21 protein-coding genes, 1 tRNA gene and 2 riboswitches are annotated in these 21,201 nt (G+C 60.1%); of the genes, 12 read left to right on the top strand and 10 right to left on the bottom strand.

All coding sequences use genetic code 11. The features are described 5' to 3' along the window. Nucleotides 1–73: 73 nt before the first annotated feature. Together SULPSESMR1_RS14940 and SULPSESMR1_RS14935 are read left to right on the top strand one after the other, a co-directional pair. Nucleotides 74–943 (top strand): branched-chain amino acid aminotransferase, encoded by an 870-nt coding sequence (locus SULPSESMR1_RS14940; RefSeq protein WP_089421548.1) that lies wholly within the window; start codon nt 74–76, stop codon nt 941–943. After that, the gene (locus tag SULPSESMR1_RS14935; protein ID WP_089421547.1) at nt 921–2,369 is read left to right on the top strand and encodes a citrate lyase subunit alpha; all 1,449 of its coding nucleotides are present in this window, start codon (nt 921–923) and stop codon (nt 2,367–2,369) included. Before SULPSESMR1_RS14940 ends, SULPSESMR1_RS14935 begins: the two co-directional genes overlap by 23 nt. Nucleotides 2,370–2,466: 97 nt before the next feature. Here SULPSESMR1_RS14935 and SULPSESMR1_RS14930 read toward each other — a convergent pair whose 3' ends face one another. The 5 genes from SULPSESMR1_RS14930 to aroC all read right to left on the bottom strand — a co-directional run bounded on the left by SULPSESMR1_RS14930 (nt 2,467) and on the right by aroC (nt 6,675). Continuing rightward, nucleotides 2,467–3,423, bottom strand: a complete 957-nt coding sequence (locus SULPSESMR1_RS14930) for a cyclase family protein (RefSeq protein ID WP_089421545.1) — start codon at nt 3,421–3,423, stop codon at nt 2,467–2,469. Between the two features lie 87 nt (nt 3,424–3,510). Beyond that, nucleotides 3,511–4,104, bottom strand: a complete 594-nt coding sequence (gene cobO / locus SULPSESMR1_RS14925) for a cob(I)yrinic acid a,c-diamide adenosyltransferase (RefSeq protein ID WP_089421543.1) — start codon at nt 4,102–4,104, stop codon at nt 3,511–3,513. 3 nt (nt 4,105–4,107) lie between these two features. Next, the gene (locus tag SULPSESMR1_RS14920; RefSeq protein WP_089422350.1) at nt 4,108–5,049 is read right to left on the bottom strand and encodes a DMT family transporter; all 942 of its coding nucleotides are present in this window, start codon (nt 5,047–5,049) and stop codon (nt 4,108–4,110) included. A 38-nt stretch (nt 5,050–5,087) separates the two neighbouring features. Next, on the bottom strand, nt 5,088–5,468 hold the full coding sequence (locus tag SULPSESMR1_RS14915) for a hypothetical protein (protein ID WP_089421541.1): 381 nt from the start codon (nt 5,466–5,468) through the stop codon (nt 5,088–5,090). 91 nt (nt 5,469–5,559) lie between these two features. Then, a complete protein-coding gene (gene aroC / locus SULPSESMR1_RS14910) occupies nt 5,560–6,675 on the bottom strand; it encodes a chorismate synthase (protein ID WP_089422349.1) in 1,116 nt (371 codons plus the stop codon). A 132-nt stretch (nt 6,676–6,807) separates the two neighbouring features. Beyond that, a riboswitch (TPP riboswitch) is annotated at nt 6,808–6,909 on the top strand. Between the two features lie 37 nt (nt 6,910–6,946). Here aroC and thiB point away from each other — a divergent pair. Genes thiB through SULPSESMR1_RS14895 form a run of 3 tightly spaced genes read left to right on the top strand, consistent with a single transcriptional unit; the run spans nt 6,947 to nt 10,144 of the window. Then, on the top strand, nt 6,947–7,933 hold the full coding sequence (gene thiB, locus SULPSESMR1_RS14905) for a thiamine ABC transporter substrate binding subunit (protein WP_089421539.1): 987 nt from the start codon (nt 6,947–6,949) through the stop codon (nt 7,931–7,933). After that, nucleotides 7,909–9,468, top strand: coding sequence for a thiamine/thiamine pyrophosphate ABC transporter permease ThiP (locus tag SULPSESMR1_RS14900; RefSeq protein ID WP_089421538.1), 1,560 nt, complete (start codon nt 7,909–7,911; stop codon nt 9,466–9,468). The genes thiB and SULPSESMR1_RS14900 overlap by 25 nt, the downstream gene beginning before the upstream one ends. Then, nucleotides 9,452–10,144, top strand: a complete 693-nt coding sequence (locus tag SULPSESMR1_RS14895) for a thiamine ABC transporter ATP-binding protein (RefSeq protein ID WP_217621143.1) — start codon at nt 9,452–9,454, stop codon at nt 10,142–10,144. The genes SULPSESMR1_RS14900 and SULPSESMR1_RS14895 overlap by 17 nt, the downstream gene beginning before the upstream one ends. Here the strand turns inward: SULPSESMR1_RS14895 and SULPSESMR1_RS14890 are convergent. Beyond that, nucleotides 10,141–10,587 (bottom strand): 6,7-dimethyl-8-ribityllumazine synthase, encoded by a 447-nt coding sequence (locus tag SULPSESMR1_RS14890; protein WP_089421536.1) that lies wholly within the window; start codon nt 10,585–10,587, stop codon nt 10,141–10,143. The genes SULPSESMR1_RS14895 and SULPSESMR1_RS14890 overlap by 4 nt on opposite strands. Before the next feature lie 78 nt (nt 10,588–10,665). Next, a riboswitch (FMN riboswitch) is annotated at nt 10,666–10,814 on the bottom strand. 64 nt (nt 10,815–10,878) lie between these two features. Between SULPSESMR1_RS14890 and SULPSESMR1_RS14885 the strand changes: the two genes are divergently transcribed. The 5 genes from SULPSESMR1_RS14885 to SULPSESMR1_RS14865 all read left to right on the top strand — a co-directional run bounded on the left by SULPSESMR1_RS14885 (nt 10,879) and on the right by SULPSESMR1_RS14865 (nt 15,165). After that, nucleotides 10,879–11,505: an FMN-binding negative transcriptional regulator gene (locus SULPSESMR1_RS14885; protein WP_089421535.1), complete on the top strand. Its 627-nt coding sequence runs from the start codon at nt 10,879–10,881 to the stop codon at nt 11,503–11,505. A 63-nt stretch (nt 11,506–11,568) separates the two neighbouring features. After that, a complete protein-coding gene (locus tag SULPSESMR1_RS14880; protein ID WP_089421534.1) occupies nt 11,569–12,168 on the top strand; it encodes a glutathione S-transferase in 600 nt (199 codons plus the stop codon). A gap of 192 nt (nt 12,169–12,360) precedes the next feature. Further along, entirely contained in the window at nt 12,361–12,942 is a 582-nt protein-coding gene (gene petA, locus SULPSESMR1_RS14875; protein ID WP_089421533.1) for a ubiquinol-cytochrome c reductase iron-sulfur subunit, read from the top strand. A gap of 14 nt (nt 12,943–12,956) precedes the next feature. Beyond that, nucleotides 12,957–14,303 carry a cytochrome b gene (petB, locus tag SULPSESMR1_RS14870; protein ID WP_089421532.1) on the top strand — a complete coding sequence of 449 codons (1,347 nt, stop codon included), beginning with the start codon at nt 12,957–12,959 and terminating at the stop codon, nt 14,301–14,303. A gap of 13 nt (nt 14,304–14,316) precedes the next feature. Further along, nucleotides 14,317–15,165 carry a cytochrome c1 gene (locus SULPSESMR1_RS14865; RefSeq protein ID WP_089421531.1) on the top strand — a complete coding sequence of 283 codons (849 nt, stop codon included), beginning with the start codon at nt 14,317–14,319 and terminating at the stop codon, nt 15,163–15,165. An 84-nt stretch (nt 15,166–15,249) separates the two neighbouring features. Here the strand turns inward: SULPSESMR1_RS14865 and mtaB are convergent, their stop codons facing one another. Together mtaB and dapF are read right to left on the bottom strand one after the other, a co-directional pair. Continuing rightward, on the bottom strand, nt 15,250–16,497 hold the full coding sequence (mtaB, locus tag SULPSESMR1_RS14860) for a tRNA (N(6)-L-threonylcarbamoyladenosine(37)-C(2))-methylthiotransferase MtaB (RefSeq protein ID WP_089421530.1): 1,248 nt from the start codon (nt 16,495–16,497) through the stop codon (nt 15,250–15,252). Then, a complete protein-coding gene (dapF, locus tag SULPSESMR1_RS14855; RefSeq protein WP_089421529.1) occupies nt 16,494–17,327 on the bottom strand; it encodes a diaminopimelate epimerase in 834 nt (277 codons plus the stop codon). The genes mtaB and dapF overlap by 4 nt, the downstream gene beginning before the upstream one ends. Nucleotides 17,328–17,432: 105 nt before the next feature. Here dapF and SULPSESMR1_RS14850 point away from each other — a divergent pair. Beyond that, a tRNA-Lys gene (locus tag SULPSESMR1_RS14850) sits at nt 17,433–17,508 on the top strand. Between the two features lie 169 nt (nt 17,509–17,677). Here the strand turns inward: SULPSESMR1_RS14850 and SULPSESMR1_RS14845 are convergent. Next, a complete protein-coding gene (locus SULPSESMR1_RS14845; protein ID WP_089422348.1) occupies nt 17,678–18,058 on the bottom strand; it encodes a hypothetical protein in 381 nt (126 codons plus the stop codon). 174 nt (nt 18,059–18,232) lie between these two features. On the opposite strand from SULPSESMR1_RS14845, the gene SULPSESMR1_RS14840 reads away from it, so the two are divergent. Beyond that, entirely contained in the window at nt 18,233–18,892 is a 660-nt protein-coding gene (locus SULPSESMR1_RS14840) for a carbonic anhydrase (RefSeq protein WP_089421528.1), read from the top strand. 582 nt (nt 18,893–19,474) lie between these two features. Here SULPSESMR1_RS14840 and SULPSESMR1_RS14835 read toward each other — a convergent pair. Continuing rightward, nucleotides 19,475–21,118, bottom strand: a complete 1,644-nt coding sequence (locus SULPSESMR1_RS14835) for a DUF4139 domain-containing protein (protein WP_089421527.1) — start codon at nt 21,116–21,118, stop codon at nt 19,475–19,477. Nucleotides 21,119–21,201 lie beyond the last annotated feature (83 nt).

Below are 21,201 nucleotides of genomic sequence, written 5' to 3'. Positions count from 1 at the left end.
GTTTTGCGCAATAAAATGTCCACACCGGTCATAAATGCGCAATATTAGGAAAACAAACAAAAGGATGTGACCGATGTCTGGCGCATATGATGATCGTGACGGCAAGATCTGGATGGATGGTAAACTGGTCGAGTGGCGCGACGCAAACGTCCATATTCTGACGCACGCTCTGCACTATGCGTCCTCGGTCTTTGAAGGCGAGCGGTGCTATGATGGCAAAGTGTTCAAAAGCCGCAAACATTCGCAGCGCCTACTGAAATCCGGCGAACTGATGGATATGGCGATCCCCTATACCGTGGACGAGATCGAAGCCGCCAAGCGGGCGACGCTGGATGCCAACGGTCTGACCAACGCATATCTGCGGGTTGTGGCGTTCCGTGGTGCGGGCGAGGACATGGGTGTCGCCGCATCGCGGAACCCGATCCGTATGGCTGTGACTGCGTGGGAATGGGGCAACTATTATGGCGACGCCAAGATGAAAGGCGCCAAGCTGGACATCGCCAAATGGAAGCGTCCCAGCCCTGAAACCATCCCCGTCGCGGCCAAGGCTGCGGGTCTCTATATGATCTGCACCATGTCCAAACATGCCGCCGAAGCCAAAGGCTGCTCGGATGCGATGTTCCTTGATTATCGCGGCTATGTGGCCGAAGCGACCGGCGCCAACATCTTTTTCGTAAAGGATGGCGAAGTACATACGCCGCTGGCGGATTCGATCCTGAACGGCCTGACACGTCAGACGGTGATCGGCATGTTGAAAGACCGTCAGATCAAGGTGCATGAACGCCACATCATGCCCGAAGAACTGGAAGGCTTTGAACAGTGCTTTCTGACCGGATCGGCTGCCGAGGTGACGCCCGTGGGCGAGATCGGCGATTTCAACTTTGAAGTTGGTACGCTGACCCGCGAGATCGCGGAAGGCTATGAAAAGCTGGTCCGCAGCTGACCATGATCCGCGCCGCCCCAGCCCACATGCCAAGGGCGGCGCGTTGATGTCTGTGTCTTTGCAGGATGCCATTGCCACGTCGGGTCTTAGGTCCGGCGGCACGCTGTCGTTTCACCATCACCTGCGCAACGGCGATGCCGTTTTGAACGCGACGCTTCAGGCCTGCGCGGCTCTGGGTCTGCGCGATCTGCACATTGCGCCGTCATCGGTGTTTCCATGCCATGCGCCATTGGTTGACCACATTCGCACCGGTACGGTGACGCGGATCACCACGGCCTATATGTCCGGTCCTGTGGCCGAGGCCATTTCGGGCGGGGTGCTGGCGCAGACGGTCACTTTGCAAACCCACGGTGGACGGGCACGACGGATTTCGAACGGAACATTGCCGATTGATCTGGCGGTCATCGCAGCACCATCAGTGGATGACGATGGCAATATTGGCGGCGCCGACGGGGTGAATGCCTGCGGGCCGTTGGGCTATGCGATGGTTGATGCCGCCCACGCGCGTCACGTAATTGCAGTGACGGACGAACCCTGTGGCCCCTTGCGACGGGTGTGTATTCCAGCGGGTGATATACAGGTGGTGCGGGTGGTCAGCATCGGTGATGCGGCCTATCTGACATCGGGCACCACTGCCCGTGCTCCGGGGGCCGAGGCGCAGGCAATTGCCGACAGGACACTTGCGTTGATTGCCGCGTCGGGCCTGCTGCAAGATGGGTTTGCGTTTCAGGCGGGGGCCGGTGCCACGTCACTGGCCACGGCGCGACAGGTGGCGCGACTGATGGGCGACACAGGTGTAAAGGGGGCGTTCATCGCGGGCGGCATCACAGCCGCCGCAGTCGAGATGCAGCGGGCGGGCCTGTTCGGGAAGCTGTTGAACGTGCAAAGCTTTGATCGCGCGGCAGTTGCCGACTATGCCGTAAATCCTGACCACATCGCGATGAGTGCTGCGGAATATGCCAGCCCTGACCACCCTGATACGGTGGCGGACCGTTTGGATGTGATGTTGTTGGGTGCGGCTGAGGTTGACGTGAATTTCAACGTCAATGTGACTACCACAGGTCAGGGCCGGATAATTGGCGGGTCAGGAGGCCATGCAGACACGGCTGCGGGCGCAAAGCTGGCGATTGTAACGATGCCTCTGCGCGCGCGTGAAACACCGCGCGTGGTGGCGCAGGTAAGGTGCCTGACCACTCCTGGTACAAGCATTGACGCGGTGGTGACCGAGGCGGGCGTTGCGATCAATCCGGAACGGGCCGATCTGTCAGAGCGTCTGCGCCATTCTGGCGTGGAGGTGATCGGGATCGAGGATTTGCAAAGCATGGCGGGGCCGTCGTTGCCAACGAACGCCAGCGGACGTGTGGTTGCCAAGGTCGAGCATCGCAACGGGTCCATTCTGGATCGGGTGCGGGCGACGTCGGACTAGGGGGCTCTGCCCCCGGCCTGCGGCCTCCCCCGGAGTTTGTCTGGCAAGATGAAGGCGCGGGCGAGGACCAGTTGTATCGTCCGCGCCCGCGTTGGGTTTAGTAAAGGGCGACGGGGTTGATCATTGCCTGAACGGTGCCACGGATGCGGGCTTGTCCCAGAACGAACATGAATTCGTTCACGCCGTCGTCAAGGATCGGGCCGGTGTTCATCGTCTCGAGGATGTATATCCCGTTCTGCTTTAGCAAGATAACGTGGCCGTAAAAGGTGCCGTCACCTTCCACTGCGGGCACTGCTTCAAGGCCCCAAGTGTCGGCGCCCACGGCCATCGGATCAAGCGATGCGACATACTCTGCCCCTTCGTTGGTCAGGCCCGGTTCGCCGGAGACCCAAGCGGTGGGGTCTTGTTCAAGCACGCCCTGCGTCCAGCCGGTGTGGAACATCACGATGTCGCCGGGGTTGACGGTGACGTTCTGCGCCTCCATCGCGGCCTTGATCTCTTCCGAGCCAAAGCCTTGGCCCGCTTCCATCACGTCGGTGCCGAAGTGTTTGGCCATATCGACAATCACTGCGCGTGCGACCATCGGTGGCACATCATGGGTGCCCAGTTTGGTCAGACCGGTAATGACGCTGATGTCTTTTTCATCGAGGCAGTTGTAGTACATCCCTTCCTCGCCAAGGTGGCCGAGACCATCCAACTGCGAGCCGATGCCGATCCATGTGTGGAGGATGTCATCGTTATAGTTGCCCGGATAGCCGAAGGCCTCGAGCTTTGCGCCGCCCTGCTGGTTTGGCTGCACGACTTGCAGGCTGAGCGAGCGCGGCGCAAAGGCCGGCGTTTTGGCGTCGATGGTGATGCCCAGTGGCACGGATTTGCCCTGTTTGATCAGTTTGGCGGCTTCCAGCGTGCGCTCGGTGCTGACGTGGTTGGCTGATCCGATGGTATCGTCGGCGCCCCATTTGGATGGGGCACACGTGGAATGGGCATCTGCAAGCGCGGTCGTTGCTGTCAGTGCCAGTGCCGCCACAGCGGCCAGTGTGGTTTGAATTTTCATATGTGGTTCCTCCCTTGGGCGTCATGAGAATCGGGTGACGCAAGGTAAAGTTACCACAGGTTGCAGTGCGCGGCGTTTGACGCCGCGTCAGAAATCAACGCCCCGCTGTGCCTTGATACCGGATTTGAAGGGGTGTTTGACTTCGGTCATGTCGCTGACCAGATCGGCGTAGTCCATCAGGTCTTGCTTGGCGTCGCGACCCGTCAGGATCACACTGGTGCGGTCGTCGCGTGCTTTCAGCCCGTCGATGACCGTGGTGATGTCCAGATAGTCATAGCGCAGCGCAATGTTGATTTCATCCAGCAGGATCAGGTCATAGTCGCCCGATTTCATCATATCACAGGCTTTGCCATAGGCGGCGGTGGCGGCCGCGATGTCGCGATCGCGGTCCTGTGTATCCCATGTGAAACCTTCGCCCATCGTGTGCCAGGTCACTTCGGGCAGCTTCTTGAAAAACTGGCGCTCGCCGGTGATCCACTTGCCCTTGATGAACTGTACGACGCCGACGGTTTTGCCCCAGCCCAACGCGCGGATGGCAACGCCAAAGGCCGAGGACGATTTGCCCTTGCCGTTGCCGGTATGCACAAGGATCAAGCCGCGTCCAAGATCTTCGGTCTGGGCGATCTTTTCGCGCTGTTTGCTTTGCAGGTCTTGCATCCGGGATTTGTGGTCGTCTGTCATGTTTTAACCTTTTGGATCGGTCACGGCGCGGGCGCGGCCACGTTCGAGACCCAGTTGACGTTCACGCCAGATGATCAGCACACCGCCGGTCACCACCAGCATTGCACCGGCCACCGTGGACCATGTGGGAATTTCGCTGAAGATCACGAACCCGATGAGGGTGGCAAAGATCAGCGAGGCGTAGTCGAAAGGTGCCAGCATTGACGCCGCACCAAAGCGAAAGGCGCTGGTCATCAGGATTTGCGCAACGCCGCCGATGATTCCGGCACCAACCAGCAGCGCCAGATTCGAAGTCGAGGGCATGACCCAGCCAAAGGGCAGTGTTAGCAGCGACAGGGCCGTGGCTGTGAGCGAAAAATAGAAGACGATTGCGGCGGTATGCTCGGTTTGTACCAGACGGCGAATGTGGATCTGCACCAGCCCGCGCACCAATGATGCCCCCAAGATCGCAAGAACACCCATGGTCGCCGCCTGACTCATGTCGTTTGCGCCCAATGTCAGGTTCGGCCAGATCACGATCAGCACGCCGACCAACCCCAAGCCTACGGCGGTCAGGCGGATTGCGCGCACCTTTTCGTTCAGCAGGAAAATCGCAAAGATGACGGTGAACATCGGCGTAGCATAGCCGATGGCGGTCACTTCGGGCAGGGGCAGCAGGCCAAGTCCCATAAACGTCAGTGTCATCGCGGCAGTTCCGAACAATCCGCGCCAGACGTGGCCCATCGGGTTATTGGTCGACAGCCCGTGACGCAATTCGCCCGTTTGCCAAAGCCACGCCAGAATGACGGGAATACAAAAGAATGAGCGGAAGAAGACCGCCTCGCCCGCAGGCACTTCGCGGACCGCAATCTTGATCATTGCGGACATCACCATAAACAAAAAAACTGCCAGCAATTTAAGCATGACAGCGGTGCCGGGACGGTTTTCAATCAAGGGCATAGCCATGTGCAACCCTTGATCTTTCATTCATCGAGTTGCAAGTGTCAGTTTAGCTTGGCGACTGCCAACGGTGTACTGTCAGCGGGGTTCCAGATCCAGACTTCGTTATAGTCGGAGACGTTGAACGACCGGCCTGCGGAATAGTCCTGTGATCCTTCGGCAGATTGCAGTGCGCCCATGTCCGTGCCGGTGTCCAGATTGCCGTTGCGGCCCAGTCCCACGCGCGCGTCGGTGGCACCTTCCAGCTTGAAATCGCGCATCAGCGAAACGCCGGCGTCTGTCACAACGACAATTCCGCTGGCGGTGATGCCGTTGCGGCCCTGAAACGTACCTTCACGCCCCATCTTGTCCTGCGCAAAGGCAGGCAGCGCAGCCGGCAGCAGGGCGCAAACAACAAGTGCAGTGGTGATAAAGCGACGGTTCATTATGCATCCTTTCAAAACAACGTGCTTTATACCTAGAGCGTGTCTGGTGGATTCCCAGAGGCCGCGCTGAGTTCGCCGATCTTGTGACATTTTAGCCAATGTGGCCACGGGTCTCGCCAACCTGTCCGCCGACCTGACCACGGTGCAGCAGCATGTGGTCCAGTATCACGCAGGCCATCATTGCTTCGCCCACGGGCACGGCACGGATGCCAACGCAGGGGTCGTGGCGGCCTTTGGTGACAATCTCGGTTTCGGCGCCGGTTTTGGTGATGGTCTTGCGGGTTTTCAGGATGGACGATGTCGGTTTGACCGCAAAGCGCACGACGATGTCCTGTCCTGTGCTGATGCCGCCCAGAATACCGCCCGAATGGTTGCTGGAATAGGATGGCTTGCCATCGTTGCCCATGAAAATCTCGTCGGCATTCAACTCGCCCGTCAGCATCGCGGCAGACATGCCCTCGCCGATTTCAACACCTTTGACGGCGTTGATCGACATCATCGCCGCAGCCAGATCGGTGTCGAGCTTGCCATAGACCGGTGCGCCCAGCCCTGCTGGCACGCCGCGTGCCACCACTTCGATCACAGCGCCGACGCTGCTGCCGGATTTGCGCAGATCATCAAGGTATTCGGCCCAGTCGTTGGCCGCTTGGGCATCGGGGGCCCAGAACGGGTTTTGTTCGATCTGGTCCCAGTCGAAGCGGCTGCGGTCGATTTCATGTGCACCCATGCGGGTCATGTATCCGGTGATCCGCATATCTGGGGCGATGGCGCGGATGGCCTCGCGTGCCAGACCGCCCGCCGCCACGCGCGATGCGGTTTCGCGGGCCGAGGACCGGCCACCGCCGCGATAGTCGCGGATGCCGTATTTCTGCCAATAGGTGATGTCGGCGTGACCGGGGCGGAATTTTTCCATGATGTCGCCATAGTCCTTCGACCGCTGGTCGGTGTTCTCGATCATCAACTGCACGGGGGTGCCGGTGGTCTGCCCCTCGAATACTCCGGACAGGATACGCACCGCGTCGGCCTCGCGGCGCTGGGTGGTGTATTTGTTCTGGCCCGGTTTGCGGCGGTCCAGCCAGTGCTGGATCATCGCCTCGTCCACCGGCACGCCGGGGGGGCAGCCGTCGACAGTTGCACCCAAGGCAGGCCCGTGGCTTTCGCCCCAAGTGGTGACGCGGAAGAGGTGGCCAAAGCTGTTGATCGACATCGCAGACTCCTTTGGCCCAAGGCCATAGCGGGGCGGGCGCACCGGCTCAAGGGTATTGGTGTTGATCATGGGTGGGCTGTGTTGGCGCAAATCTGATTTCGGCTTGCCTCAGCCCGCCGCACGCCCTAGCTGTGTATTACCTCGGGGGGCCATTGCGGCTGAGATGCGAATGATCGCGGACCCGTTGAACCTGAACCGGTTAACACCGGCGGAGGGAAGGTCTGGACATCTCTCCACGCTTTGCCCTTTCGCCAGCAAATTGGAGACTGCCATGAAGCCGATCCATCTTGCAGCGGGAGTTTTTGCAGCAACCGTTGCCACAACAGCGCAGGCCCAAACGCCTGTTCTGACTGTCTATACCTACGACAGCTTCGTTTCCGACTGGGGTCCCGGCCCTGTGATTGAAAAAGCCTTTGAACAGGTTTGCGCCTGCGATTTGCAGTTTGTCGGCACCGGTGATGGTGCCGCACTGCTGGCGCGGATCAAGCTGGAAGGCGCACGTTCGGACGCCGACATCGTTCTGGGGCTGGACACCAACCTGACCGCAGCGGCCACGGTCACCGGCCTGTTTGCGCCGCATTCGGTCGATGTTGCCTATGACGTGCCAATGGAATGGACCGATCCGGATTTCGTGCCCTTTGATTGGGGTTATTTCGCCTTTGTCTATAATGATGGCACCGAACCGCCCGCCAACTTTCGCGAATTGGCCGACAGCGATCTGAAGATCGTCATTCAAGACCCGCGTTCGTCCACGCCCGGTCTGGGCCTGCTGATGTGGGTCAAGGCCGCCTATGGCGACGAAGCCCCCGCGATCTGGGCCGGTCTGGCCGACAATATCGTGACAGTGACCAAGGGCTGGTCGGAATCCTATGGCCTGTTCCTTGAAGGCGAGGCCGATATGGCGCTGTCTTATACAACCTCGCCTGCCTATCATCTGATTGCCGAAGAGGATGCCACCAAAAAGGCAGCCGCTTTTGACGAGGGTCACTACCTGCAGGTCGAAGTGGCGGGTAAACTTGCCGCAAGCGACCAGCCGGAACTGGCGGACCAGTTCCTTGAGTTCATGGTGTCCGATGCGTTCCAGTCGGCCATTCCCACGACCAACTGGATGTATCCGGCAGTGACGCCCAAGGACGGCCTGCCCGAAGGGTTCGAAACCTTGATCACACCGGAAACGGCACTGTTGGTTCCGGCTGAAGACGCACCCGCCCTGCGGGACGAAGCGTTGCAGGAATGGCTGCAAGCCCTGTCCAGATAAGCCGCGCAGGCGGCATCGGCGCTGCGGCCTTGGTCGTGGCACTGATTGCTGCAGCGCTGGGCGCTGTGGCGTGGCGGGCCGAGGCGGGATATTCCCTTGGCCCCGCCGATTGGGCCGCAGTGCGCTTTACCCTGTGGCAGGCGTTTTTGTCGGCAGTGATCTCGGTAGCGCTGGCGGTGCCGGTGGCCCGTGCGCTGGCACGGCGACGGTTTGTCGGGCGCAGTTTGCTGATCGCGCTGCTGGGTGCGCCGTTTATCCTGCCGGTGATTGTTGCGGTTCTGGGTATTTTGGCGGTCTTCGGGCGCGGCGGCTGGGTTAACCAGTTGTTGGGCCTGTGGGGATTTGAACCCCTGTCGATCTACGGGCTGGGCGGTGTGCTGCTGGCCCACGTGTTTTTCAATCTGCCGCTGGCGACGCGTCTGATCCTGCAAGGCTGGCAAAGCATTCCTGCGGAACGTTTCCGGCTGGCGGCGCAATTGGGCCTGACGCCACGTATTGTGTTTCGGGTGCTTGAGTGGCCTGTTCTGCTGCGCGTGGTTCCGGGGGCGCTGGCGCTGATTTTTGTGATCTGTCTGGCCAGTTTCGCAGTGGCGCTGACGCTGGGCGGGGGGCCACGGGCCACGACGATCGAACTGGCGATATATCAGGCGTTTCTGTTCGACTTCGATCTTGGGCGTGCGGCGGTTTTGTCGTTGATGCAACTGGGCATGGCGGGCGGCGCTGCGGTGCTGGCGCTTTGGTTGGTGCCGCAGGTAACCCTGACCGGCGGCATAGGCCGCACCGTGCGCCGCTGGGATGCACCAAAGGGCGTGCGGCGTTGGCTTGATGCGGTGCTGATCGGACTGGCGGCGGGGTTCCTGTTGGTGCCTTTGGTGTCTGTTGTGCTGTCCGGCCTTCCGGGCATTACAGCACTGCCCGCGGGCGTGTTTCGGGCCGCGTGGTCGTCGGTCTGGGTCTCTGGTCTAAGCGTGTGTGTGCTGCTGGCACTGGCCCTGCCGATGGCAGGTTGGATCGGCACCAGCCGTCGGGGCGGGATCGAGGCGGCGGGATTACTGGGCTTTGCCGCGTCGCCACTGATGATCGGGACGGGGTGGTTTATCCTGATCTACCCCTTTGCCGCGCCCTCATCGCTGGCCTTGCCCGTAACTGCACTGGTCAACGCGCTGATGGCGTTGCCCTTTGCGCTACGTGTGCTGGTGCCTGCGGTGCGCGATGTCATGGCGGCCCAAGGGCGGCTGGCTGCGGCGCTGGGGCTGCGCGGTTGGCGGCTGTGGGTCTGGGTGATTGTGCCTGCCGTGCGTCCACAGGTGGGGTTTGCCGCAGGGCTGGCGGCGGCACTTTCGATGGGGGATCTGGGGGTGATTGCACTGTTTGCCGATCAGGACCATGCGACGCTGCCGTTGCAAATGTATCGTTTGATGGGCGCCTATCAGATGGAAGCGGCGGCGGGGGCCGCATTGTTATTGATTGTTCTCGCTTTTGGCGCGTTCTGGATTTGTGATGCTTGGGGAAGACGTAGTGCTGTATCTGAATGATGTGCTGATCGAACTGGGCGATTTCAACCTGCGCGCCGATCTGTCGGTGTCTGCGGGTCGAAAGGTCGCGATTATCGGACCGTCGGGTGCGGGCAAGTCGACGCTGGTGGGGGCTGTGGCGGGGTTCATACCGTTGGTGCGGGGACACGTGTCGATGCAGGGGCGTGACATCACACAGTCGTCACCGGACCAGCGCGGGATGGCGATGCTGTTTCAGGATGGCAACCTGTTCCCACATCTGACGACGGCGCAGAATGTGGGGCTTGGATTGCGTCCGGCGCTGCGGCTGTCGGCGGATGAACGTCGCCAAGTGCGCGAAGCGTTGGCACGGGTCGGTCTAGCGGGGTTCGAGGACCGCACGCCCGCCAACCTGTCGGGGGGTCAGCAAAGCCGCGCGGCATTGGCGCGGATGCTGGTGCAGGGAAAACCGCTGATGCTGCTGGACGAACCCTTTGCCGCGCTTGGCCCTGCGCTGCGCGACGAGATGCTGGATCTGGTCACAGAGGTGGCGGCGGATACAGAGGCGGCGGTGCTGATGGTTACCCATGCGCCGCAGGACGTGCGACGCTTTGCCGATGATGTAATCTTTGTCGAAGGGGGCGTGGCCCATGTTCCACAGGCGGCAGGTGCCCTGATGGACAACCCGCCGCCTGCTTTGAAAACCTATCTGGGCTAGGCTGCCGCGACGCTGCGTAGGCTGGCGCGGGCCTGAAGGATGCCCAGTGCAGCATGGGCAGCTTCGCGACCCTTGGTCACGAAGTGTTCGGAATAGATCGCCATGTGGTGATCGGTTTCCTGAAAATGGTGCGGCGTCAATGACACCGACAGCACGGGAACACCGGTGTCCATTCCGGCACGCATCAACCCGTCAACCACGGCGCTGGCGACGAAATCGTGACGATATATACCGCCATCCACCACCAATGCGGCGCAAACCACGGCGTCATAGCGCCCTGTTGCCGCCAGATCGCGCGCCATCAGCGGCATTTCGAACGCGCCGGGCACGTCGATCACGTCAATCTGGGCGCGCGGGATAATTTCTGAAAATCCGTCCAGCGCGCGGTCGACGATGTCGGCGTGCCAACGGGCCTGAACATAAGCAATGCGGGTGTGTGTCATATTGTAATCTCCTATTGTAACAGACACGTCACCCAAGGCGATTACATGCCACGACCTCGCCCCGATGGCGTGGATATGGCACGTTCTCTTTCATCCGGACTATGACCGTCGGCTCCGGCATCTCACCGGATCTGCTGACACGTCTGCACTGCAAACGCCGCTCGCGGGCTTACGGGTCATGCCCGCATACCGCCGGTGGGGAATTGCGCCCCGCCCTGAGAACATCCGTAGATTGTCAAAAGCGGGTAAAGCCTGCAATAGATACTGTAGCTTTTGAACGGGACGTTACAGATGCATCCAAATCCGGTTTTTCACGACGCTGACGCCGCACGAAATCTGGCCTTTGCCCGCGATCGCGGCTTCGGCGTGCTGGCGGTGAATGCGCCCGACGGGCCGTTGATCAGCCATGTGCCCTTTGTGCTGTCCGAAGACGGGGGCAGCGTGGCGCTGCATCTGGTGCGGTCGAATCCTATTGCGCGGCTGCTGACCAGCCCGCAACCGGTGCGCTTGGCGGTCAGCGGTGGCGACAGCTATGTCTCGCCCGACTGGTACAAGGTGCCCGATCAGGTGCCGACGTGGAATTACGTCGCCGTGCATCTGTCTGGTATGCTTGAATTGCGTCCGCAGGACGAGTTGCGCGCGTTGCTGGACGCACAGTCGGCGCATTTCGAAGAACAGTTGCGCCCCAAAACTCCGTGGACCGCAGGCAAGATGGACGCCGGGGCGCTGGACCGCATGATGCGCCAGATCGTGCCCTGCCGGATGTCGGTCACGGGCGTCGATGGCACATGGAAGCTAAGCCAGAACAAGCCCGACGATGTGCGCAACCGCGCAGCGAACGGGGTCGAGGCCTTTGGGCGGGGCAGCGATCTGGCGGTGCTGGCTGCACTGATGCGCGGTGCGCAAGCGAATCAGTAGTTGCGCGTTTGACTGTTTCACGCGCCACGTTAGGGTGACACCGAACCCAAGGGAGAGACCTGAATGAATCTGATTATGTCCGGGGCCTCGCCCTTTGTGCGCAAAGTTCTGGTGGTTCTGCGCGAGACGCAGCAACTGGACGATGTCGAGATTGTCACCGTTACCACAGCCCCCGGTGCGACGCCTGCCGACCTTGCGGCGGCGAACCCTATTGGCAAAATTCCCGCGCTGGTGCGCAACGACGGTGCGACACTGTATGATAGCCGGGTGATCACACGGTTTCTGGACGACCGCGCCAAAGCAGGCCTTTATCCTGCAACCAACCCTTGGGAAACGCTGACACTGGAAGCGACGGGCGATGCGATCATGGAGGCGGCTGTCAGCATGGTTTATGAACGCCGTTTGCGCGATGAGGCGCTTCAATCGGACAAATGGGTCGAAAACCAGTGGGAAAAGGTATCGCGTGCGTTGAACGCGCTCGACAGTCGCTGGATGGGACATTTGTACGGGCCGCTTGATATCGGGCATATCGCGGTGGGTTGTGCGTTGGGATACCTTGATTTCCGCCACGAAGACCGCAACTGGCGCAAGGGCAACGATGCTCTGGCGGCTTGGGCCGCGAAATTCGCAGCCCGCGAATCAATGCAAGCGACTGTCCCCTAAGGCGGAACAGATGATTTTCGCGAATCTGTGCTTCAAGGGTTGATAAAGTTCCCACATGCGACGACGTGCGACATCAATGATGCTGGACTGGACAGGTTCACCCCGTTAGATACGCCCCGAGGAAGGCTGCGCTTTGATGTGCGGCCCCATTGGCGAATGACCCCGAGGGTCAAGAGAGTTGGAGAAAACCCCGTGTCCCACACAGATGAACACGACGGCAACCGGCGCGATTTCCTGTACTACGCAACTGCGGGTGCAGGTGCTGTCGCTGTAGGTGCCGCCGTCTGGCCGCTGGTCAATCAGATGAACCCCTCGGCGGACGTTAAGGCGCTGTCGTCGATCCGTGTTGACGTTTCCGGCATCGATCCGGGTACACAGCTGACCGTGAAATGGCTGGGCAAGCCCGTGTTTATCCGTCGCCGCACCGAGGCCGAAGTCGCCGCGGCAAACGGGGTCGAGATGGAAGCGCTGCCCGACCCGATTGCACGCAACGCGAACATTGCAGGCGATGCGCCTGCAACAGACCCGAACCGGTCGCTGGTTCCTCCGGGCGGTGAAGCCGGCACGGACAGCGAATGGCTGGTGATGATGGGCGTTTGTACGCACCTTGGTTGTGTGCCTTTGGGCGATGCTGGCGACTTTGGCGGGTGGTTCTGCCCCTGCCACGGTTCGCACTATGATACCGCGGGCCGTATCCGCAAAGGGCCAGCACCCGAGAACCTTCCGGTTCCTGTGGCTGAATTCGTGGACGAAACCACGATTAAACTGGGTTAAGGGAAGGGAACGCAATGTCTGGAATTCCTCACGACCATTACGAACCGAAAACCGGTGCAGAGAAATGGCTTCACAGCCGTCTGCCCGTTGTTGGTTTGCTGTACGACACATTGATGATCCCCACACCCAAGAACCTGAACTGGATGTGGATCTGGGGCATTGTTCTGGTGTTCTGTCTGGTCTTGCAAATCGTCACCGGTATCGTCTTGGTGATGCACTATACACCGCATGTCGACATGGCCTTTGCCAGCGTCGAGCATATCATGCGTGACGTGAACGGCGGCTATATGCTGCGGTACATGCACGCGAACGGCGCTTCGCTGTTCTTTGTTGCTGTTTATGCCCACATCTTCCGCGGTCTCTACTACGGGTCTTACAAGGCCCCGCGCGAAATCACGTGGATCATCGGCATGCTGATCTATCTGCTGATGATGGCAACCGGCTTTATGGGCTACGTTTTGCCTTGGGGCCAGATGTCGTTCTGGGGTGCTACGGTTATCACCGGCCTGTTCGGTGCAATCCCGTTCATCGGTGAGGGCCTGCAAACGTTCCTGTTGGGCGGACCTGCGGTGGGCAACGCGACGCTGAACCGTTTCTTCAGCCTGCACTATCTGCTGCCTTTCCTGATTGCGGGTCTGGTTATTGTTCACGTCTGGGCCTTCCACTCGACCGGCAACAACAACCCCACAGGTGTTGATGTGCGTAAAGGTTCGAAAGAAGAAGCCGAGAAAGACACGCTGCCGTTCTGGCCGTACTTTGTCATCAAGGATCTGTTCGCGCTGGCCGTCATTCTGGTGGTGTTCTTTGCGGTTGTCGGCTTCATGCCGAACTATCTGGGTCACCCCGACAACTATCTGGAAGCAAATCCGCTTTCGACGCCTGCGCACATTGTTCCCGAGTGGTATTTCCTGCCGTTCTACGCGATCCTCCGGGCATTTACCTCGGATGTGTGGGTGGTGCAGATTGCATCGTTCGTGACCGGTGGCATTGTTGACGCCAAGTTCTTTGGTGTCTTGGCGATGTTTGGTGCGATTGCTGTGATGGCGCTGGTGCCGTGGCTGGATACCTCTTCGGTACGATCGGGCCGCTATCGTCCGATGTTCAAGATGTGGTTCGCGCTTCTGGTTGTCGACTTCTTCGCATTGATGTGGCTGGGTGCCATGCCAGCGGAAGAGCCTTACGCCAGCTTCTCGCTGATCGCCTCGGCTTATTGGTTCGGTTATTTCCTCGTCATCCTGCCGTTGCTGGGTGTGATTGAAAAACCCGACGCACAGCCCGCGACGATCGAAGACGACTTTGCCGCAAAAGTGGCCAAGACCGGTTCGGCCAAGGCCGATGCCGCGTCGCAGCCTGCGGAATAAGAGGATGAGCACCATGTTCAAGAAAATCGCACTTGGCGCTGCCGTGGCCTTTGGTCTGGCAGGGGGCGCTTATGCCGCTGGCGGAGAAGCGCATGTCGAAAACTTCGACTTTCCCTTCGACGGTCCGTTCGGCACCTATGACACCAACCAGCTGCAGCGCGGCCTTCAGATCTACACCGAGGTTTGCGCGGCTTGTCACGGTCTGAAGTTCGTCCCGCTGCGCACTTTGGCGGACGAGGGCGGGCCCAGCCTGCCCGAGGATCAGGTACGCGCCTATGCCGAACAATTCGAGGTTTTCGACCCCGAACTGGATGACACGCGCCCCGGCACCCCGGTTGACCACTTTCCGCGTTCGGCCCTTGAAAACGCGCCCGACCTTAGCCTGATGGCCAAGGCGCGCGCCGGTTTTCATGGCCCTTACGGTCTGGGCATCAACCAGCTGTTGAAGGGCATCGGCGGTCCGGAATACATCGCTACGCTGTTGATCAGCTATGAAGACCCACCTAGCTGCGCGCCTGAAGATTTCGCAGGGTATTACAACACCGCCTTTACCGCTGGCGGTTACCCCGAGGACTGCAAGGACGAGGACGGTGGTCATATGTACCCCGGCAGCTGGATCGCTATGGCCCCGCCGCTGGCTGGTGAAGACGTCGAATTTGCGGATGGCCACTCGAACGAGTTGCATCACGAAGCGCAGGACGTTGCGGCGTTTCTGATGTGGACGGCTGAACCCAAGTTGTCACAGCGCAAGCAAGCCGGTTTTGTTGGCGTGCTGTTCCTGACGATCCTGTCGGTGCTGCTGTACCTGACGAACAAACGCCTTTGGGCGCCGGTCAAGAAAAAGTACAAGCGCAAGGATTGATCCTGACGCTTGAGACAACATGACAAACCCCCGCGCTGGCGACAGGGCGGGGGTTTTTCGTTGCGGGCGGTCGGGCTGGCCGGGTCAGGCCAGCAAGTGGTTGTCCAACTGTCCGTTGATCGTGCCTGTGACGATGCTGCCCTCGGTCTGGGGGGCCGCGAAATGCACCTCGGTAAACTGGGCAGTGCGCCCCATGTGCGGGCTTTCCATCAGGATATGATGGGTGCGACCCACCTGTGCGCTCAGGTGGCGCTGAACCTGCGCGTCACCCGCTGCCCGCAGCCGTGCAGCCCGCGCCTTGATCGCGCGCCCGTCCACTTGCGGCATCCGTGCTGCCGGTGTGCCGGGGCGGGGCGAATAGGGAAAGACGTGCAGCCACGTCAGATCGCATTCCTCGACCAGAGCCAGCGCGTTTTCGAAATGCGCCTCGGTCTCGGTCGGGAAGCCGGCGATGATGTCGGCACCGAATGTCATGTCAGGCCGCAGGGCGCGCGCCTCTTGTGCAAAGCGGATGGCGTCGCCCCGCAGGTGCCGCCGTTTCATCCGCTTCAGAATCAGGTCGTCGCCGTGTTGCAGGGACAGGTGCAGGTGCGGCATCAACCGCGCTTCGGTGGCAATCGCCTGCATCAGTGCGTCGTCCACCTCGATCGAATCAATCGAACTGATCCGCAGGCGTGGCAGGTCGGGCACCAGCTTCAGAATGCGCATCACCAAATCGCCCAGACGCGGCGCAGCAGGCAGGTCTGCCCCCCACGATGTCAGGTCCACGCCGGTCAGCACAACCTCGTTATAGCCGCGGTCCACCAGCCGTTTGATCTGGTCCACCACAACACCCGCAGGGACCGAACGCGAGTTTCCGCGCCCGAAGGGGATGATGCAGAAGGTGCAGCGGTGATCACACCCGTTCTGGACCTGAACATAGGCACGGCTGCGCGTGCCAAAGCCGTCAATCAGGTGGCCTGCGGTTTCCGTCACCGACATGATGTCGTCCACTTGCACAGGCTCGGTGCCGAAATCTCCGGCCAAGCCCGACCATGTGGTCTGCTGCATCTTTTCAGTGTTGCCGATTACCGCGTCTACCTCGGCCATATTGGCAAAGGTGTCGGGTTCGGTCTGGGCCGCACAGCCCGTGACGATCAGACGCGCATTCGGGTTCGCCTTGCGCAGCTTGCGGATGTCCTGACGGGCTTTGCGCACGGCCTCGGCGGTGACAGCGCAGGTGTTGACCACCACGGCGTCTTGCAGACCCGCACTGGCGGCCAGTTCCTTCATCGCCTCAAGTTCGTAGGCGTTCAGACGGCAGCCGTGATTCGAAAAGATCGGGGCGCTCATGACAGGCTGTCCAGAAACGCCTGAGTCAGTTGTCCCGAAAAGACGTGCATCGTGGCACCCGTCATCCAGACGCCATCTTCGCGCCATTCAACACGCAACTGCCCGCCGTCCAGATCAATGACCACATCGCGCCTCGTCAGACCACGTCGCGCTGCCGCCACGGCAGTCGCGCACGAGGACGACCCCGAGGCCAGTGTCAGCCCCACGCCACGCTCCCACACACGCATGCGGATGCGGTCGCGGCCGGTGATCTGCGCCACCTGCACATTGGTGCGCTGCGGATACAGCGGGTGATGCTCGATGCGGGGGCCAAGTTCGGTCATATTCACCGCCTCGGCGTCATCGACAAAAAAGGTGCAATGCGGGTTGCCCATGCCGGTCGCTGTAGGCGCGCCCTCGATGGGTAATTCCAGCGTGTCCATGTCATGCGCCAGCGGAATGTCAGCCCAGTTCAACTGCGGATGACCCATGTTCACCGAAGTGATCCCGTCGCCCATGTCCCTTGCAGCCAGATCGCCACGGTCTGTGGTCAGGTGCAGGCTGTCCGCGCCGCTTTCATCCATCAGATAGCGCGCGATGCAGCGGGTCGCATTGCCGCAGGCCGCAGATAATGTGCCGTCGGAATTGTAAAAGGTCAGGTGCGCATCGCCCGCACCTTTGCCGATCACGGCCAATTGGTCGAACCCCACGCCGCGGTGCCGGTCGCCAAGAGCCTTGGCCAATGCAGGCGTGATCACCACGCTGCGCGCGCGCGCGTCTACAACAACAAAGTCGTTGCCCAGCCCGTGCATTTTCATGAACGGCAAATTTGTTTCATAATCCTGTGCCATCGGGGGCATATAACTCCGCCGCGAGGGTGAATCCAGTACCGCGCCAATAAAGTTGGTGAATAGGGCTTGACCGTCCCGCCAACTCTTTCTAGTTAGCCGCCTAGTGGGCCGTTAGCTCAGTTGGTAGAGCAACTGACTTTTAATCAGTAGGTCGTTGGTTCGAACCCAACACGGCTCACCACTTTACCAAAAACGCCATGCCGGTTGCAACTTTCGTTGCTGGGCATGGCGCTTTGGTTTTTCAGAGATAATTCCAGTCGCTTGTACTGTGGGTTTTTACCGACATGTATTGCCGCAACCGAACGCACCGGCGCTGCATCCACGTGCGCGGATTGGCAGAAGCGGAAAGCCTAAAGCGTGATGTCCTGCAAATCCCAAACAGCTGTCAGTGACCCTTCGCCCGTGCGCATCAGCCGGTTCAACGTGGCGGCCAGCGCCACGGTATCCCTGCGGTCAATGCAATAGGTCACGTCGGCAGCAACTCGCGCCAGAATATCCATGCCGATCTGTTCGGCGATAGCGATCAGCGATCGTGCACTTTTGCGCAGCGCGTCAAAGTCGTCGGCGCGAAACAGACGCTCGCAGTGGGACATACGCAATGCCAGTTCCTCCATGGCGCGGCACAGTACATCTTCGGCGCTGACATCGCCCAGTTGGGCGTATAGTGCGCCCAGACGGTCATTGTTAACGGCTACCGCCTCGCGTGGATTGATGTGTGTTATAAAGCTCATTTTGGTGATCACCCCTTGTTGGCCCCCACGGCCTGAGCGCACCTTAGGATCACACTTGTTGGCATTTGGTTGATGCCTGCGGGGCAGGGAGACGATTTTCTCTCGAAATTGGGTAGAATTCGCTGTATCGCGGGCGTCACCCGACCCGAGGCCCCAAGCGAGAGGACCACAAAAATGCACAACGTGAAGCCACTTCCCAGCTATTTGCTACAACGCTATCATGGCTGGAAAGCCACGGGATATGCCGATAATCAGGCATGGTACCGGCGACTGGCAAACGAAGGTCAACGTCCACGCGCGATGATGATTTCGTGCTGCGACAGCCGTGTGCATGTAACGTCGATCTTTGGCGCGGATCAGGGCGAATTCTTTATTCACCGCAACATTGCCAACCTTGTGCCCCCCTACGAGCCGGATGGCGACCATCACGGCACGTCAGCTGCGGTCGAGTATGCTGTGACCGTACTGAAAGTGGCGCATCTGATCGTGATGGGCCATTCCAACTGCGGCGGCGTTCAGGGCTGTATCGACATGTGTCAGGGCAAAGCGCCCGAGCTGGAAGAGAAAACCAGCTTTGTTGGTCGCTGGATGGACATTCTGCGCCCCAAATACGATCTGGTCGCGAACGAGCCTGATCCAAAAGTGCAGATACAACAGCTTGAGAAACACGCGGTTGTCGCGTCGCTGGAAAATCTGTTGACCTTCCCCTTTGTCTCGGACCGTCTGGCTTCGGGCGAATTGACGATGCACGGGTTGTGGATGGACATCGGCGAGGGTGGGTTGGAATATTACAACCATCACGATGAAAAATTCCTGCCGGTTTCAACCACCTGACATACGAAAAGGTGGCGATCCTCACACCAGAGCATCGCCACCTTCTATCTTATGTTCCACGCGACTGGCCACGTCGGGGACTGCATCTGGCGGAGCGCAATGCAACCGCTGCAGTACCCTAGGCCCGACCTTGAACAGACTGCTTCGGTCCACCCCTGAACCTGTGCGGCAGCTGACAATCATCGTTTTGAATGAAGGCGTGTGAACTATGCTTCGAAAACACGCTGACGTGCAGCGGCCTTCACCAAGTGCGCTTTTGCGGCACCGGTTGGTCGGCTCCCCACCGGAGCCGCTTTAGAAAGTGACCGTTTGTTCCCATGTCCCCACACGGGCGGTCTGTGTCTGCTGATGTCCCCTGTCTTCCAAAGTTTCATCCGCTGACAAGAAGACCATAGTCTGACACAAGTTAAGAAGTGTTTGCGCCAATCGTTAAACTGCCGGCATATGTGGATGTATCGGGTGAAAACTACCTGAAAACAGAGATTTAGACGCGTCTTTGGAATGAAGTAATTAAACCTTATAGTGGGCACACACCCGAAACATGGTTGCCGGGGCGTTAAGGTTTATCAAACCCGCAGGCGGTCACCGCAAGACTTTCCCCTCGGGCCAGTTCATGTCCACATTCAACGTCACATTTGATTCGTCGCCGGGCGCCAGGTTCATGTCCCACATCAGGATACCCTTGCGGTCATCGTGGTCAGTAACCGTAGGGGCCGGTTGCGACGCCCAGTCAATGTTCAGGTCTTCTTGCTGGGTCACGGGCACGCGGTCGAACAATTCCACGCGCCATGGCATAGTGCCGGTGTTTTCGACGTCGATGCGCGTGGTTTCGGCGATCTCGCTTGACCGTGAAATGATGCCCCGGTCGCCTTCGTTACGGTTCAGGCGCACACGGTTCAGGCGCAGTGTTTCGATCGGCCCAAAGGCAATGTCGACCTCTTCGCCCGGTGCCACGGGATCAAAGCCGAACTGGCCAACCATTTGCCCGTCGACAAAGGCGGTGGCATATTGGGTGCCCAGCAATTGTTCTTGCGTGGTGTTGGTTATACGCGCCATCCGGTAGGCAACACTGTCACGCAGCGGCACCGCGCGGGCATAGACGTCTGGGGCAAAACCGATTTTGTCCAGCGCGATGCGGACTTCGTCGGCGCCATTGGCCACGCTGACCGGCTGGGAAAAGACGTATTGCACGCTGGGGCCGTCCAGCATGGCGATGGCAACTGCGGGCTCTTCCATGGCTGCGGGCGCGGGTGGCGCGATGTCAGCGGTGGCCCCCATCACCGCTTCGGAACTGACGCGGGCCTTTGGGGTGGCCGGGTCTTCGATGCGGCGCAGTTCCGAGTAGATCTCGCTGGGCCAAGTCTGGCCACTGGGTTGGACAGTCGCAAGAGTAAGTGTCACCCCGCCCCAGTTTTCGCCGCTGGATTGGGCTACGGCAGCACCACGTTCAAGCTCCAGCGCGGGGGCGTCATCTGTGGTCAGCCGCAGATTGTAAACCGGATACCAGGCGGCATCGTTTACCTGATAGCTGACCTCGAGCGTTGCATCGCCCGCCGCTGCGGCGGTTGCAGTCAGGGTCAGACGGGTGTGATCCTGATCGGCTGTCAGCAGCGCATCCAATGCGGCTTGTGCGTCCTGTACATCTTCGACGCGGTCTGCGCGCTCTTCCATCAGGGTCCGGATCGACGTGCGGGCCTGACCTGCCGCTTGTCCGGCCACCAAAGTTTGATCGCCGATCATCTGTGACAGATCGCGCAGCGTACCAACATCTGTGGGCAACGCATCAGAGGTGCCAAGGGCGGTCAGGAAATCGGTTTGTGCCTTGGCGGCTTGCACCGCTACCTGCGCCAGCGCGATACGGTCGTCCAATGCGTTCAATGTGGTTTCTGCCGCTTTCAGCGCATCCCGCGCTGCGGTGATCTCGGCGGTGTCCTGATCGGGGCCGGGGGGTTGGTTGCGATCCCGGAACGACACAGATTGCAATTGCGCCCCCGCCAGTTTGACCGAGATGCGGGCCGGATCGACGTATTGCGGCAGATCCGGCAAAACCAGATCATGGGTGCCTTGCGGCAGCGTCACCGTGGTGGTGCGCGTGACCTGCGCGCCACGCGGATAGACGGTTACCGTATCTGGCGCGCTGTCGATGGTCAGCGTGTCGGCCCACAAGGCCAACGGGCCCAGCAGGGCACAGATGGAAACGACGGGGGCTAAAATGGCAATGCGCATATCTGGAACCTTTTGAAAACGAATGTCCCCCAGCGTGCGAAAGCGTAACCCAAAAGAAAAGGGGCGCCGTGAAGCACCCCTTG

Source organism: Pseudosulfitobacter pseudonitzschiae (assembly GCF_002222635.1).
Lineage (GTDB): Bacteria > Pseudomonadota > Alphaproteobacteria > Rhodobacterales > Rhodobacteraceae > Pseudosulfitobacter > Pseudosulfitobacter pseudonitzschiae_A.
This window is presented reverse-complemented; position numbering and strand designations above follow the sequence as displayed.